Here is a 15799-nt window from a genome sequence, read left to right as displayed (position 1 = left end):
GAGATATAAAAATGAATTTAATCACCTTATATGAAGCCTATGGTCTCACTATCGCGACTCTACTTTTCATAGCAATTTATATATTTGTCCATATTAAGTACATTCGACACCATGAAGCACATAAACGGTTTCTAGAAGCTTTATGGGCATTAATGAAAAACACAATCCACGGCGAACATATTAGAACAATGGGTTATAAACCAGATAATCAAGACGATAAAAAATAATGTGCTAATACAAAAATAAAAAACCGACTGTAGAAGCTACAATCGGTTTTTTGCGGGTTTGGTAGGCGAAGTCTATAGATTCAGAAGGGGGGAAACATCAATGTACTTACCAATGTTCTTAGACTCTGCTCTTGGCACATAAGGGATTTCACCTAACTTCGGCGCACCTAGCTTATCTTCAAGCATTGCAATAATATCTGCGTAATGTTCTGTTCCTGGGTTGATTCGGTTTGCTACCCAACCAATTAACTCTAATCCATCAGCACGAATAGCTTCTGCAGTCAGCAAAGCATGGCTAAGACAACCGAGTTTAATCCCAACAGTTAGAACCACCGGTAGTTTTTCTGCTTTTACCCACTTAGACAAATATTCGTCATCTGAAATCGGGACACGCCATCCACCAGCACCTTCAACTAATACGATGTCGGAGTTTTCTTTATGCTCAGCCAATTTCTCACTTAAGATGCTTTCTTCGATGACCACTCCATCGTGCTTAGCAGCAATATGAGGAGAAGACGGAAGAAGCAACGCATAAGGGTTTACATCTTCATAAGCTAGATCTTGTGTAGCGGCTTCTTGTAAATGCAAAGCATCACTGTTACGTAAACCTTCTGGGTACTTTTCACACCCTGCAGCAACCGGCTTGTAACCAATTGTTGATAACTCTTTTGCAGCTAAAGCTTGAAGAATTGCCTTAGATACAACTGTTTTTCCCACTTCGGTATCCGTACCTGCAATAAATAATGCATCAATCATAATTTAATAACCCCTAAACAAACTTGATATGTTGCTGGTAAGAAACCTTGATGGCTTTGAAACTCTCGATATTCTTTCTCGACAAGTTGCAACATTCTGCGACTTGTTAAACCGTGTGAGCGACCACTTACATGAGTAGCCCCGATTCCCTTAAGGTCTCGCATCAACTCTAATGCAGTGTCGTACCAAACTGTGATAGAGGGCAAGTCTAGTTGATGAGCCTCACAGCTAGATTGCGCTAACGCAATTTTTACCTGATTCTCAGAAATAAAGTTATTAACGTGTTGATGTGTGTCAATTTTATTCCACGATTTTTGCAACTCAAACAGTGAGCCATCTAACAAAGTGGAAAATAAAACACTTCCTCCTCGCTTCGTCACTCGTTTTATCTCACATAAAGGTACAGATAAATCATCACACCACTGCAATGCTAAGCTTGAAAAGACAATATCGAAGCTTTGGTTTTCGAATGGAAGTTGTTCCGCATCTGCTTGCTGATAAGATGAAACCTGATCACCACACCTTAACTTCGATTGGTTTAGCATTTCTTGAGAAAGGTCCGCACATACTACATCTGCTCCCCTTGATAGTAATTGATAAGAGAAGTAACCAGTGCCACAACCGAGATCGAGCACTTTAAGCCCAGACAAATCATTAGGTAATTTGTCTAGTAATCGATGACCGACATCGCGCTGAAACTCAGCGTGTTTATCATAAGTGGTTGCTGCTTTGCCAAAAGCTTCAGCAATCGCACTCTTATCGTGGCCGATGTAATTATTCACTACTACTTCTTGTGACATTTACTAAGCCCTATTATTTGTTTCGACCTTTGATTCAAAGCTTGATTCGATGTTTCGTTCGATAGCTTGATGCAATGAGTTTGTTAACTGAAGAACTTGTTTTTGAGTATGACTTGCCGTTAGCGTAATGCGTAAACGAGCAGTTCCAACCGGCACCGTTGGCGGTCTTATCGCGGTGACCCATACTTGATCACGTTTTAACTCTTCTGCAATAGATAATGCAGTTTTGGCTTCACCAACCACAAACGGTTTAATAGGAGTCTGAGTCTCGATAAACCCTTCAACACCACTCATCTGTTCTGAGTAAATGCCCCCAAGCTCAAAGAGCTTCTCACGACGCCACTCTTGCGTTTGAATCATTTGGCAAGCATAAGATAGAGCTACAGCTTGCGAAGGCGGCATTGCTGTTGAATAAACATGATGCCGAGCAAATTGAGTTAAGTAATCACCCAACTCTGCCGAACACAGAATAGCGGCACCAGAAAGGCCAAATGCCTTGCCAAAAGTCACGACCAGAATATCGGGTGTTATTTGCGCTACGTTGCAGCTCCCCGCCCCTTTTTCACCCAGCACACCAATGCCATGAGCATCATCAATGACGAGCCAGCTGTCGTATCGATTAGTAAGGTTAGATATCTGACTGAGAGGTGCTTGATCCCCATCCATACTAAACACACCTTCAGTCACTACAAGCGATTGAGGAGTTCGGTTCAGCAGCAACTCTAAATGCTGTGTATCGTTGTGCTTAAAGCGTTTCATTGTTGCAGGGGAAAACATACCCGCTTCCATCAAAGAAGCATGGTTAAGTTTATCTTGCAGCAGAAAATCATCTTTCTCGAGAAGAGAGAACAACAAAGCTTGGTTAGCACTAAAACCAGAGCTAAATAGAATGGCACGTTCAAAGCCGAGCCACTCACACAGCTGAGCTTCCAAATTTAGATGAGCAGGACTAAAACCAGAAACGAGTGGTGATGCAGCACTACCAGCGCCATACTGGGATAACCCTGTTTGCCATGCATCAACAAGTTCTGGGTCATTCGCTAAACCCAAATAATCATTGCTCGAAAAATTAATAAAATCTGAGCCTTCGCTACGAAGCAAAGGACCATTACTATTTTCGAGTACTTTAAGTTGACGACTTAACCCTTGCTCACTACGACGAACAAGGGCTTCTTTAATTCGAGATTTAAACAGTGGCATCGTAGAACATGTCATCTTTCGCTGGACGAGCAGCTACGCGCTCCACCACTTGATCTAACAGTTCATTTTCTTGAATTTCATCAGGCTTTTGAGCCACTTCTTGGCTGTTGATACCCAACTTCTTGAACAGCTGCATATCTGTATCTTCATCTGGGTTTGGAGTAGTCAGTAGCTTACAGCCATAGAAGATTGAGTTCGCACCAGCCATGAAGCACATTGCTTGCATCTGTTCATTCATGTTTTCACGACCTGCAGATAAACGAACCGCAGACATAGGCATCATGATACGAGCAATAGCAATAAGTTTAACGAAATCGAAAGATTCAACATCATCAACGCTTTCCATTGGTGTGCCTTTCACTTTCACCAGCATATTGATTGGTACACTTTCTGGGTGTACTGGTAAGTTAGCCAATTCCACAAGTAGCCCTGCTCGGTCATTAGTACTTTCACCCATACCAATGATACCGCCAGAACAAATCTTCATACCCGCATCACGAACATGAGAAAGCGTATCTAAACGATCTTGGTAAGTGCGAGTAGTAATAATGCTGCCGTAAAACTCAGGAGACGTATCAAGGTTATGGTTGTAGTAATCCAGACCGGCGTCAGATAATTCACCGGCTTGCTCTGGTGTCAACATACCTAGTGTCATACAAGTTTCTAAACCCATGCCTTTCACACCTTTGATCATGTCAGTTAGGTGAGGCATGTCGCGTTCTTTCGGGTTTTTCCAAGCTGCGCCCATACAGAAGCGAGTTGAACCAGCATTTTTAGCTTTTTGCGCCGCATCCAAAACACGCTCAACTTCCATTAAGCGTTCTTTATCTACATCGGTACGGTAGTGGGCACTTTGCGGGCAGTATTTGCAATCTTCAGGGCAAGCACCTGTTTTAATGGAGAGCAAAGTACTGACTTGCACGTGGTTAAGCTCTTGGTACTTTCTATGTACTAATTGAGCTTCAAACATTAAATCCATAAACGGTTTTTCTAAAAGAGCAGTTACTTCAGATACTGTCCAGTTATGACGAACTTCCACGTGTCGATCCTTATCTTTATTTAGTATTACAAGCTCTCATACTTGTGGCCTGCATTTATACTTGGCTAGTCTACCTACAACCATTAGACTGTCAACATAATGAGAATATTAAAAGTTTACATTTGATTGCTTTTTAATCGACAAATTTATGGAAGATACTATGGATCTCGCCTTTGATCGCCAGCATATCTGGCATCCGTACACATCGACTCTTACACCTCTGACCTGCTACCCAGTCACCAATGCCGATGGGGTTTACCTAGAATTAGAAGGGGGAAAACGAATAATTGATGGTATGTCATCTTGGTGGTCAACCATTCATGGATACAATCACCCTGTATTGAATGAAGCTGCACATAGCCAAATTGATAAGATGTCCCATGTTATGTTCGGTGGAATCACCCACCAACCAGCTATCGATTTATGCAAAAAGTTATTATCTTTATCCCCTAAGAATTTAGAGCATGTCTTTCTTGCCGATTCTGGTTCTGTTGCTGTTGAAGTGAGTCTAAAAATGGCGCTTCAGTATTGGCATGCAAAAGGAACACCACGCTCTAAATTTTTGACCCTACGTGATGGCTACCACGGCGACACTTTTGCTGCGATGTCGGTGACAGATCCTGATAATTCAATGCACAGTCTGTATAAAGGTTTCTTGCCAGAGCATATCTTCGCTGATTCGCCAAAAACTGGCTTTTGGGATGAGTGGTCCCCTAATGACATTGATAGTTTTCGAGATAAGCTGACAGTTAATCATGAAGAAGTCGCAGCAGTAATCTTAGAGCCTATCGTTCAAGGTGCTGGCGGCATGCGAATTTATCACCCTGAATTCTTGAAACAAGTTCGCTTACTATGTGATGAGTTTAATGTTCTGCTTATCTTGGACGAAATAGCTACTGGATTTGGACGTACAGGAAAACTCTTTGCTTGTGAACATGCAGACATTCAACCAGACATTCTATGTTTAGGTAAAGCGCTGACTGGGGGCTATATGACCCTTTCCGCGACGCTTGCTAGCAAAGAAGTTGCTGACACTGTATGTGGAGGTGAAGCCGGCTGCTTTATGCACGGACCAACCTTTATGGGTAATCCATTAGCATGCTCGGTAGGTGCTGCAAGTTTATCTATCATAGAGCAAGGTCATTGGCAAAATCAGACTCAGAAGATCGAACAGCTCTTCTCTGAATTACTCCCTCCTTTACGAGAACATGAACTGGTTAAAGAGGTTCGTTGGTTGGGCGCTATCGGTGTCGTTGAAACCCACACACCTGTCGATATGGAAACCATCCAAGCTCACTTTGTTGATCAAGGGGTTTGGATTCGACCTTTCGGGCGGTTGATTTATATGATGCCTCCCTTTATCACAAAGGCTGATGAACTCCTTGTTCTAGTTCGTGCTATTGAAACAGCACTACAAACACCTGAATGTTTTCAAAACACCTGATGTACATAATTAAGCTTTAAAGCTCCTGCAATGGAAGATTAACCCATTAGAAAATCGTGTTTTAAAAGATAAATTGTGCTTTTGAAAGATATAAAAAAGCCCAGCATCTAGCTGGGCTTTTAAGTCATCATTCACGGTAATCGTAATAATTAACCGATGTGCGTTTCACCACCCATGTACTTCTGTAGTACAGCTGGTACAGCAATACGACCGTCAGCTTTTTGATTGTTTTCAAGAATAGCAACCATAGTACGACCAACAGCAAGACCAGAACCATTTAGCGTGTGTACAAGCTCGGGTTTCTTCTCGCCTTTACGACGGAAACGAGCTTGCATACGACGCGCTTGGAAATCCCACATGTTTGAACAAGAAGAGATCTCACGGTAAGTCTCTTGTGCTGGAACCCATACTTCTAAATCGTAAGTTTTCGCAGAACCGAAGCCCATGTCACCAGTACATAAAATCACTTTACGGTAAGGTAGCTCTAGAAGTTGAAGAACTTTCTCAGCATGACCTGTTAGTTCTTCAAGTGCAGCCATTGAATCTTCTGGCTTAGTAATTTGTACGAGTTCAACTTTATCGAACTGGTGCATACGGATAAGACCGCGAGTATCACGACCGTAAGAACCCGCTTCAGAGCGGAAACACGGAGTATGAGCTGTCATCTTAATCGGAAGATCAGTTTCTTCGCTAATAGTATCACGCAGCATATTCGTTACAGGCACTTCAGCCGTAGGAATAAGTGACAATGTTTTTAGAGGAACGTCACTCACTTGCTCAGTCAGAGGGCTAGTGTGGAATAAGTCTTCGCCAAATTTTGGTAATTGACCAGTTCCAAATAAGCTATCAGAGTTTACAAGGTAAGGAACATACATCTCTGTGTAGCCGTGCTCATCAGTGTGAAGGTCAAGCATGAACTGCGCAATAGCACGGTGCAGGCGAGCAAATTTACCCTTCATAACGATGAAACGTGAACCTGAAATTTTCACAGCACTTGCGAAATCCAGACCACCAGACATTTCACCTAGATCAACGTGATCTTTTACTTCGAAGTCGTAAGCTTTTGGCTCACCCCAACGAGAAATTTCAACGTTCTCATCTTCATTTGCACCGTTAGGTACTGAATCATCAGGCAAGTTTGGTACTGCTGATGTGATTTCATCAAGCTTAGTTTGAAGTTCAGTTAAAGAAACTTTTGCTTCATCAAGCTCTGCACCTAAGTTACCGACTTCAGCAAGGATACGCGCCGCTTCTTCATGTTCGCCTTTCGCTTTCGCTTGACCAATGGACTTCGAACGGGAGTTACGTAAAGCTTGTAGCTCTTCAGTTTTTACTTGAAGCGATTTACGCTTTTCTTCAAGTTCACGAATAGTCTCTACGTCAAGAGTGTAACCACGACGTGCTAATTTTGCGGCTGTTTCATCCAGCTCAGTTCGAAGTAATTTAGAGTCCAGCATTGCTAATCCCATGCTTTAGTTATTTGAATATTCAGCGAGTTAACCACTGAATTACTACTAAACCGCCTAAAATGGTTGTAAAACAATCAATTTATGGCAATTTAATCTGAAGATAATGTAGATGTAACGATATCCAAAAAAGCCTAGTTTTCATAGCGCTTTTGTTGGCTTTTTGCGTCTAAATCCGCGAGGTAATCTAACTTCTCGCCGATTTTACCTTCTAAGCCCCGTTTTGTTGGAAAATAGTACTGCGTTGACCCCATCTCTGGCGGCAAGTACTTTTCCCCAGCAGCATAAGCTCCAGGTTCATCATGAGCATAACGATATTCTTGCCCATATCCCATGTCCTTCATCAAACTTGTTGGTGCATTTCGTAAATGATGAGGGACTTCATACTCAGGTAGGTTATGAGCGTCAGAAAGTGCTTGTTTCCAAGCGGTATACACCGCATTACTTTTCGGTGCACACGCTAAATAGACGACAGCTTGGGCGATCGCTCGTTCCCCCTCAGCAGGACCTATACGTGTAAAGCAATCCCATGCCGACATCGCGACTTGCATAGCTCTTGGATCAGCATTACCAATATCTTCAGATGCAATAGCAAGCAAACGTCTTACAATATAGAGAGGGTCACAGCCAGCTGCTATCATTCGTGCAGACCAGTAAAGAGCAGCATCAGGGTTAGAACCGCGGATTGATTTATGGACGGCTGAAATCAAGTCGTACCAAATGTCACCTTTGTTATCAAAACGGGCAACCTTTTCACCAGCCACTTCAGCAAGCAACTGAATAGTTATATCTTTTTCACCCTGCGCGTTGTCTTCTGCCATGTCATAAAGTAGCTCAAGATAGTTAAGCGACATACGAGCGTCACCGTTAACCAATTCAGCAAGTCGATCTAAAACGTTATCAGCAAAATAAGCCGGAACATCTCCAAGTCCACGCCGTTTATCTTCGATAGCTTGGCGAATGACTAGGGAGATATCACCTGTATTAAGAGAAGTCAGTTTGTAGACACGCGCACGTGATAACAAAGCGTTGTTTAACTCAAAAGAAGGGTTTTCTGTGGTAGCACCGATAAATGTCACTGTGCCATCTTCAATATGAGGAAGAAAAGCATCTTGCTGGCTTTTATTAAAACGATGAACTTCGTCTACAAACAGGATTGTTTTTCTGCCTGCTTGCTTATTTTCTCGCGCTTTCTCTATCGCAATTCGGATATCTTTCACACCAGATGTCACCGCAGACACTCGCTCAACTTCTGCATTCGCATAGTTGGCAGCAACTTCTGCGAGGGTTGTTTTACCGGTGCCAGGCGGTCCCCAAAGGATCATTGAGTGAAGATTCCCCGCCTCTAATGCACGGCGTAATGGTTTACCCACACCTAAAATGTGTTGTTGACCAATATATTGCTCGACGGTTTCTGGTCTCATACGAGCAGCAAGGGGACGAAAATCTTCGTCCCCTGCAAAATCTAAGCTGTAATTACTCACTGGCAGTCTCTTGAATAGTGAATGTCACCAACAACCCCCAACTATTAATTTCGTTGGTCATCAATTTCAACGCCTTCAGGTGTTACAAAGGTAAAACGGTCTGATTTTGGTTTATCTAAAGTGACATTATTAAAAACAAACTGCCCTTTTTGACCATCTTGCTCTATAACATCAAAACCTTTCACAATACCTTGATCGGTAATGTGGATAAGGAAGTCACCTTGATTAGAATCAACGGCTGTTGGCGTTAATGTAAACAAGTCATCTTTTTGTACTACGTTATAGTTATCCCAATCACTTGGCTTATTACGTGTTAACAAAACGAAAGGAGTTTGAGCTGTCGCTTGCTCTTGCCAATAAATACTGACCTGCTCAATGAACGGACTGTAATACCATAGGCTTTGACCATCAGAAACTAAAAGGTTTTCATCAGGGAATGTTGTTTCCCAGCGGAATAGGCTTGGTCTTGCAATCTCAACCGTGCCTTCCCCTTCCATGACAATATCCCCATCAGGGCTAGTCACTGTTTGTTTGAAATCTGCACTGAAACCATCATTTAATGCAAGTCGGCTATTGAGCTCTTCTTTGGGAGATGCGAAAACTGAAAAACTCATAAATAAAAGTGCGAATATTTTTTTCATTAATGTTCCTATGGACAATAAGTTAATGATGATAAATCACTACCACTAGGGCTTTGACTCACCTTGATAACACGAGTTCCTCGTTAACTTATTATTTTTCTGTCAAATTATTAATCTTTAGGGGGGGCCGGAGCCAAAACTTCACGGTTACCATTATGCCCGGGAGTGCTCACGATTCCCTGCGCTTCTAACTGCTCGACAATTCGGGCTGCTCTGTTGTAGCCAATTTTAAATCTACGCTGAACGCCTGATACCGAACCTCTTCGAGAATGCACGACGTGCTCCACAACTTGGTCAAACAGTGGATCAACATCTTCATCACTTTCCATTTTTTCGCCTGGAAGTAATGTTTCTGGAGTTTGGTCACCATTAGTAATTTCATCAATATAATTTGGCTTACCGCGAGCTTTCCAGTTATTCACCACAGCATGCACATCATCATCAGATGCAAATGCACCATGAACCCTAGTGGTATGGCTTGAGCCAGGTGGTAAATAAAGCATATCACCCATTCCTAATAATGACTCCGCGCCACCTTGATCGAGAATAGTTCGTGAGTCCGTTTTAGTTGAAACAGTGAAAGCAACACGGGTCGGAATGTTTGCTTTAATTAAACCGGTAATAACATCTACTGATGGACGTTGAGTAGCAAGAATAAGGTGAACACCAGCAGCACGAGCTTTTTGTGCTAATCGAGCAATCAACTCTTCAACCTTTTTACCCACCACCATGATTAAGTCCGCAAACTCATCAACGATAACGACGATATAAGGTAGTTTTTCTAGTAATGGCGCTTCAGTATCCATGCTATCCCCTTCTTTCCAGAGAGGATCATGTATTGGATGCCCAGCTTCTGCTGCCATTTTTAGTTTATCGTTGTAGCCTTTTATATTACGCACACCAAGAGCAGACATAAGCTTATAGCGACGTTCCATTTCACCTACACACCAACGCAAAGCGTTTGATGCATCTTTCATATCCGTTACAACTTCGGATAGTAAGTGTGGGATACCTTCGTAAATCGAAAGCTCTAGCATTTTTGGATCGATCATTATAAAGCGTACTTCTTCAGGTGAAGCTTTATATAACATGCTGAGAATCATGACGTTAACGCCAACCGACTTACCAGAACCCGTTGTACCTGCAACTAGGACATGTGGCATTTTTGAAAGATCCGCGATAACGGCTTCACCAGCAATATCTTGTCCCAAAACGACGGTTGTTGGAGATGTGGCTTCTTGGAAGGCTGGGCTGCCTACAACGTCAGAAAAGAAAACCGTTTGGCGACTCATATTCGGTAACTCGAGACCCACATAAGGTTTACCTGGAATCACCTCTACAACACGCACAGCCAAAGCTGATAGCGATCGTGCTAAGTCCATTGAAAGACCGGATATTCGGCTAACTTTCACACCAGGAGCTAAATCAAGCTCAAAGCGCGTAATGACAGGACCAGGGAAGATATCAACCACATCAGCTTTGATTTTATAATCTGCCAATTTTGATTCAACCAAACGAGCGATAGATTCCAATGCATCTCGGTCTATAAAAGTTTCTCGCTTCTCCGGATGGAACAAAAGTTCTAATGTCGGAAGCGGCTCTGCTGGCTTAGGTAAATTCACATCTTTTTGGACTAAAAATGGATTTTGCGTTGCTGCCATGTTTGCTTGTGCTTCTGACACAATATCTTGAAATGCAGCCACATCTTCATCTACGTTTTGATCTACATTAATAACCTGCTGATCATCACCAGTAACTTCTTCCCATGGTAGGTCTACTCCTTCCAAACTATTAGAAGGTTTTACTTCAGAATAATCATCTCGTTGCAGGTTAACATCATCAGCCAAAGGCTCATCGTCATAAGTAAATGATTCAGAAGCCATAGTCGCTTCTTTCGTATACTGAACCTGATCCACACCATCGCTTTCAATCGGTTCAATCGAAGAGATCGTAGGTTCTACATACTGTTGTTCTGGTGCAATTTGCTGCGTAACTTGTTCCAACCCATGTTCAGAAATAACAGGTTCAAACGAAGGAACATACGCTTCTTGTCTCGCCGTTTGGTTAGGATTGGACCCCGAAGGCTCATTAACATTTGAACTAAAGTGTTCTGCATTATCTTCAATGCTAGTTTCAGTTCCATGGTTCCTATCTGTAGCAGCATCTGCAACATATTCTTGGTAGGCATCTTGAGAGGCTTGAGCTTCAAGGTGGTTTTGCTCTGCTAGATCGTCTTCATATATAGCAGCATGCTCTAACTCTTCTATAGTTGCATTCAACTGCTTTGATCGATCTTGTTGAAGTGATTCTGCATCCGCAACAAACTCTTGAACCGTATGTGCTTCTGGCGATGCTGAATAAATTGATTGAATGGCTTGAGATTGCTCTGCTTTAGGTAGAGATTGAGTGGCTTGAGGACGCACAATAGGATCTGATACTTCAGATGGCATATGTATATTATATTGGCGCTTTTCAGTAACAGGCTCTTCGTCATAGAAGCTATCATCAGCCGATTCTTCAGCCTTAAAGCTCTCATCATCTATCTCATCCTTGCTATATGGAGTATCAGGGTCGATGAACATTGGCTCTGCAATATTTTCTTCTAATCCATTTTGTCCATCTTCATGAGGTACCTCAGCTTCTGCTTCACGCAATTGAGGCTCTAGAACTTCTTCACTATTTCCTCGAATTTTATTCGCTAGCATTGCGAACAAATGAATAACACCTTCGCCAAGACACTCAACAATACTCAGCCATGAGATGCCAGTCAGTAATGTGAAACCTGCCCCCCATAAAAATAACAACACTAATGTGCTGCCTAACACGTTAAGAGTAGGTAAAGCTAAACTGGAAAGCACATCCCCAACGACCCCACCAGATGAGAAGTACCAGATATCATCAAAGTTAATATCTGCCAGCCCGCAGCTCGTCAAAATTAGCACTGTAAGACCAAGTAGCCTTGTTCCCCAAAGCATAAAATCAAGGGGTTCATCCTCGTTTCGGTTACGAAATAAAACCCAAGCAGCGATAGTCACTAAAATTGGTAAAGGGTAAGCAAGAGAACCGAAGGTAAAGAAAAGGGTATCAGCTAGCCAAGCACCAACGTACCCACCAGCATTCTGAATGTCACCACCCCATGCAGTTTGTGACCAAGAAGGATCGGCAGGATTGAACGTGAATAATGCTACAGCCAGTAGGATAGAAAAAAGTACACCTATAATAAAGCTGCACTCTTTTAAACGCTGGGTACCATCTAACCGAGGAGACTGAGGCTCTTCACTCGTTTTGATGATGGTTTCGACTTTATTGTTACTCTCTTTGAACATAAACCAACTTCTGACTGAGAATTAAATATTGAATGTAATCCACTTGTTTACATTAACAAGCTTTGAATAATCGATTTTGATAAAGGCTCTGGTTTACTGACTGGTAATCACACATTTACAGAGAGTCAGCATTGATACAGACAATTCACATCTACTCTATAAATGAAATTAACCTTTCTACTCAACTAAAACACTGTTTATTTAACCATATCATACAAAAAAAACCCAATTGCAGAAAGCAAGAAAGCGGAAACTAAGTCCGCTTTCTTTCACTTCTTCAATTGGGATTAACGAGTTTTAATCACCAGCTGGTTCGTTTGCTTCACTTCTTCCATCACAACGTAAGTGCGAGTGTCGTTTACACCAGGAAGACGCAATAGCGTATCCCCTAGTAGTTTACGATAGGCACCCATATCTGATACGCGTGTTTTTAGAAGGTAATCGAAGTCACCCGACACTAAATGACATTCTTGGATGTCATCCAGTTTTTGTACTGCAGTGTTAAATTGTTCAAATACATCTGGAGCACCACGGTTTAATGTGATCTCTACAAACACTAAAAGTGATGCATCAAGGTATTGCGGGTTTAGCAATGCTGTATAGCCCGTAATGTAACCTTGACGCTCCAAACGACGAACGCGTTCAAGACATGGTGTAGGAGATAGACCTACACGTTTTGAAAGTTCAACGTTTGAGATGCGACCGTCTTTTTGCAACTCATTAAGAATGTTGCGGTCAATACGATCTAGTTCCTTGGACGGCTTCTTATAATTGTCTGCCATTTTTTATTCCACCTTATTACTTCCTTGCAAAAAAATATACTACAACTTTTTAATATTCAGTACAAAATTTTATCTAAACATATCTATACTAGATATTAATTCGACAGAATTACCCTACACATAGATAATACAACCATAATTAAAAGAGGATTCAGGATGATCATTGGCGTACCTAAAGAAATCAAGAACCACGAATATCGTGTCGGTATGATTCCAGCTAGTGTGAGAGAACTAATCTCACAAGGCCACCAAGTGTTTGTCGAAACCAATGCCGGTTCAGGAATCGGTTTTTCAGACGATGATTACATCGCTGTAGGCGCATCCATTCTTCCTACTGCTGCTGACGTTTTTGCGAAAGCAGAGATGATTGTAAAGGTTAAAGAACCTCAAGCTGTCGAGCGAGCTATGCTTCGCGAAGGGCAAATATTATTTACTTATTTACACCTTGCACCAGATTTTCCACAAACGGAAGAGCTGATCAAGAGCAAAGCTGTCTGCGTAGCATATGAGACTGTAACAGATAATATGGGTCGCTTGCCACTATTAGCGCCAATGTCTGAAGTTGCTGGTCGCATGTCTATTCAAGCAGGTGCGCAAACTTTAGAAAAATCGAACGGTGGCTGTGGCTTACTGTTAGGTGGCGTACCTGGTGTTGCACCTGCTAAAGTTGTAGTTGTCGGTGGTGGTGTTGTGGGTGCTAATGCTGCACGCATGGCTGTTGGTCTTCGTGCTGACGTTACCATTCTAGACCGTAACCTTGATACTCTTCGTCGTTTAGATGAAGAATTCCAAGGTCGTGCAAAAGTGGTTTATTCTACTGAAGACGCTATTGAGAAGCACATTCTAGAAGCAGACCTAGTAATTGGCGCAGTACTAATTCCTGGTGCTGCAGCTCCAAAACTTGTTACAAAAGATCACATCGCTAAGATGAAGCCAGGTTCAGCTGTGGTTGACGTTGCTATCGACCAAGGTGGTTGTTTCGAAACTTCACACGCAACAACTCACGCAGATCCAACTTACATTGTTGATGATGTAGTTCACTACTGTGTAGCAAACATGCCAGGCGCTGTTGCTCGTACCTCTACTTTTGCTCTTAATAATGCAACACTTCCTTACATTGTTAAGTTAGCAAACAAGGGCTACCGCGAAGCACTACTTGCTGATAAAGGTTTCCTAGAAGGTCTGAACGTTATTCACGGTAAAGTAACTTGTAAAGAAGTTGCTGAAAGCTTTGACTTAGAATACGTAGACCCAGCTGAAGCAATTGCAATGTTCAGCTAATACTACAGCTAAAATGACATTCATTATTGACGTGCTAATTTAGCCGGAAATGCGACGAATGTTACAGAAGAGCCAGTAAGGTAATCCCTACTGGCTCGTTCTATTCATGGATATGAAGTTAGTTTCTTTTATGACCGTGAATTAAAATATTTCTTGGAGTTACTTGTTTATCGCAAAACTGGCTAATTTCAACTTGATAGCCTTGCTCTTGTAAGTACATACCTCGGTCCAATGCCAGCCATAATTCTAGGGGTCTTCTAAACACCTGTTGCACCAAGCTTAATTTTTCCATTTCCCAATACAAGGCTTCTCCTTGCTGTTGATAATGCCCAAAATCAATCGGTGTTGGTAATGTAATTTCTTTCTCTGCTGCAGCCCATAAACAAAAAGCTTTAAAACCCTCAGCCAATTGTGACTTTTTGATGCTTGGAACGGTTATATATTGCTTAATACCAACCTGTGTCTTCAACAATTGACATAACCCAAGCCTAAACGTCATTTCAAGTTGACGATGCCGTTTCACTCTCTCCCCGCCAGTCACTGTCTCTTGTAAAGGGATCCTCAGGTCACTTTTAGACAATTCGAGCTTAGACTGTTTTGCTCGCTCAGAGAGAGGGAGGTAATGTTCTGACTGAATAAGATGATAGCAACATGGTGAAATACTCACGGCAGGTAAAGCATGCTGTGCTACCTTTCTAAGTAACTTCGTATGTAAATCCCCACAAGCATGCAATGCTACAGCGTGTTGACATGAATTAAATACATGATCAGAAGTATCAGAAAACGCATCACCTTGAACAAACTGCATGTTAAGACTTTGTTTGTCAGCTTCAGCTTGTCCGTTTATACATAAACTATTTTGCCACTCAAAGCTGGTCACTTTCTGCTGAGATTGAGAAGACAAAATTCGACCTAGAAAGCCTTTTCCCGCACACCACTCTAACCATTCAGACCCTTCATTAGCATGCAAAGCCGCTTCACCCATTGCTAAAATTTGAGTCAGCTTTCTTCCTGGTATTCCAGTATCGGCGCCCTTTGGAAGTTCTAAACCATTCAATTGCAGTTCGGGTAAAACACATAAATGTTTAATCGACTCAAGCATAGGAATGAAACGTTCAATTTCTTCAATAAGATGATTAGGGTTACTTTTTAATGATTGGACTGATGAAGCATCTAGCGAGTTTAACCATCCATTTAGACTTGGGTTAGCGCGATACCAAGGAATAGTACTCGTTTGACACAAATGAAATGGGTCAAGTCTCCAATATTCTTGATGGCTAGATAAAAAGGTGTCAAATGATATGAATTTTGAGTGCATGCTTCCCCCTAATATCGCGAGATTGTAGGGGGAAG

13 protein-coding genes are annotated in these 15799 nt (G+C 42.1%); 3 read left to right on the top strand and 10 right to left on the bottom strand.

What is annotated here, in order from left to right; translation table 11 throughout:
* Positions 1–11: 11 nt before the first annotated feature.
* Positions 12–227, top strand: coding sequence for a hypothetical protein (locus L4C37_RS07220; protein WP_137372972.1), 216 nt, complete (start codon positions 12–14; stop codon positions 225–227).
* A 72-nt stretch (positions 228–299) separates the two neighbouring features.
* Here L4C37_RS07220 and bioD read toward each other — a convergent pair whose 3' ends face one another.
* Genes bioD through bioB form a run of 4 tightly spaced genes read right to left on the bottom strand, consistent with a single transcriptional unit; the run spans position 300 to position 4022 of the window.
* Positions 300–983 carry a dethiobiotin synthase gene (bioD, locus tag L4C37_RS07215; RefSeq protein ID WP_137372971.1) on the bottom strand — a complete coding sequence of 228 codons (684 nt, stop codon included), beginning with the start codon at positions 981–983 and terminating at the stop codon, positions 300–302.
* Positions 980–1783: a malonyl-ACP O-methyltransferase BioC gene (gene bioC, locus L4C37_RS07210; protein ID WP_429768246.1), complete on the bottom strand. Its 804-nt coding sequence runs from the start codon at positions 1781–1783 to the stop codon at positions 980–982. Before bioC ends, bioD begins: the two co-directional genes overlap by 4 nt.
* A 3-nt stretch (positions 1784–1786) precedes the next feature.
* Complete coding sequence (gene bioF, locus L4C37_RS07205) at positions 1787–2983, bottom strand: 8-amino-7-oxononanoate synthase (RefSeq protein WP_429768245.1); 1197 nt, start codon at positions 2981–2983, stop codon at positions 1787–1789.
* Entirely contained in the window at positions 2970–4022 is a 1053-nt protein-coding gene (gene bioB / locus L4C37_RS07200; RefSeq protein WP_429768244.1) for a biotin synthase BioB, read from the bottom strand. The genes bioF and bioB overlap by 14 nt, the downstream gene beginning before the upstream one ends.
* A 160-nt stretch (positions 4023–4182) precedes the next feature.
* On the opposite strand from bioB, the gene bioA reads away from it, so the two are divergent.
* Positions 4183–5466, top strand: coding sequence for an adenosylmethionine--8-amino-7-oxononanoate transaminase (gene bioA / locus L4C37_RS07195; RefSeq protein ID WP_429768243.1), 1284 nt, complete (start codon positions 4183–4185; stop codon positions 5464–5466).
* Between the two features lie 149 nt (positions 5467–5615).
* Here bioA and serS read toward each other — a convergent pair whose 3' ends face one another.
* The 5 genes from serS to lrp form a co-directional block, all read right to left on the bottom strand.
* Positions 5616–6923: a serine--tRNA ligase gene (gene serS / locus L4C37_RS07190; protein ID WP_429768242.1), complete on the bottom strand. Its 1308-nt coding sequence runs from the start codon at positions 6921–6923 to the stop codon at positions 5616–5618.
* A 143-nt stretch (positions 6924–7066) separates the two neighbouring features.
* A complete protein-coding gene (locus L4C37_RS07185; protein ID WP_429768269.1) occupies positions 7067–8422 on the bottom strand; it encodes a replication-associated recombination protein A in 1356 nt (451 codons plus the stop codon).
* A 38-nt stretch (positions 8423–8460) separates the two neighbouring features.
* On the bottom strand, positions 8461–9057 hold the full coding sequence (gene lolA / locus L4C37_RS07180; protein WP_429768241.1) for an outer membrane lipoprotein periplasmic chaperone LolA: 597 nt from the start codon (positions 9055–9057) through the stop codon (positions 8461–8463).
* A gap of 110 nt (positions 9058–9167) precedes the next feature.
* Entirely contained in the window at positions 9168–12383 is a 3216-nt protein-coding gene (locus L4C37_RS07175; RefSeq protein ID WP_429768240.1) for a DNA translocase FtsK 4TM domain-containing protein, read from the bottom strand.
* A 287-nt stretch (positions 12384–12670) separates the two neighbouring features.
* Positions 12671–13165: a leucine-responsive transcriptional regulator Lrp gene (lrp, locus tag L4C37_RS07170; RefSeq protein ID WP_004734558.1), complete on the bottom strand. Its 495-nt coding sequence runs from the start codon at positions 13163–13165 to the stop codon at positions 12671–12673.
* 156 nt (positions 13166–13321) lie between these two features.
* On the opposite strand from lrp, the gene ald reads away from it, so the two are divergent.
* Positions 13322–14446 (top strand): alanine dehydrogenase, encoded by a 1125-nt coding sequence (ald, locus tag L4C37_RS07165; RefSeq protein WP_429768239.1) that lies wholly within the window; start codon positions 13322–13324, stop codon positions 14444–14446.
* Positions 14447–14564: 118 nt separating this feature from the next.
* Here ald and L4C37_RS07160 read toward each other — a convergent pair whose 3' ends face one another.
* Positions 14565–15764 carry a methyltransferase gene (locus L4C37_RS07160; RefSeq protein WP_429768238.1) on the bottom strand — a complete coding sequence of 400 codons (1200 nt, stop codon included), beginning with the start codon at positions 15762–15764 and terminating at the stop codon, positions 14565–14567.
* Positions 15765–15799 lie beyond the last annotated feature (35 nt).

Source organism: Vibrio kagoshimensis (assembly GCF_050337535.1).
In the GTDB taxonomy this organism is placed as follows: Bacteria; Pseudomonadota; Gammaproteobacteria; order Enterobacterales; family Vibrionaceae; genus Vibrio; species Vibrio gallaecicus.
The sequence above is the reverse complement of the archived record's forward strand: the minus strand, read 5'-3'. Positions and strand labels throughout refer to the sequence as shown.

Coding starts and splice junctions, on each gene's coding strand:
- bioF (WP_429768245.1), bottom strand. CDS start 2,983: ATGCCACTGTTTAAATCTCGAATTAAAGAAGCCCTTGTTCGTCGTAGT.
- lrp (WP_004734558.1), bottom strand. CDS start 13,165: ATGGCAGACAATTATAAGAAGCCGTCCAAGGAACTAGATCGTATTGAC.
- bioC (WP_429768246.1), bottom strand. CDS start 1,783: ATGTCACAAGAAGTAGTAGTGAATAATTACATCGGCCACGATAAGAGT.
- L4C37_RS07175 (WP_429768240.1), bottom strand. CDS start 12,383: ATGTTCAAAGAGAGTAACAATAAAGTCGAAACCATCATCAAAACGAGT.
- bioD (WP_137372971.1), bottom strand. CDS start 983: ATGATTGATGCATTATTTATTGCAGGTACGGATACCGAAGTGGGAAAA.
- ald (WP_429768239.1), top strand. CDS start 13,322: ATGATCATTGGCGTACCTAAAGAAATCAAGAACCACGAATATCGTGTC.
- lolA (WP_429768241.1), bottom strand. CDS start 9,057: ATGAAAAAAATATTCGCACTTTTATTTATGAGTTTTTCAGTTTTCGCA.
- serS (WP_429768242.1), bottom strand. CDS start 6,923: ATGCTGGACTCTAAATTACTTCGAACTGAGCTGGATGAAACAGCCGCA.
- bioA (WP_429768243.1), top strand. CDS start 4,183: ATGGATCTCGCCTTTGATCGCCAGCATATCTGGCATCCGTACACATCG.
- L4C37_RS07160 (WP_429768238.1), bottom strand. CDS start 15,764: ATGCACTCAAAATTCATATCATTTGACACCTTTTTATCTAGCCATCAA.
- L4C37_RS07220 (WP_137372972.1), top strand. CDS start 12: ATGAATTTAATCACCTTATATGAAGCCTATGGTCTCACTATCGCGACT.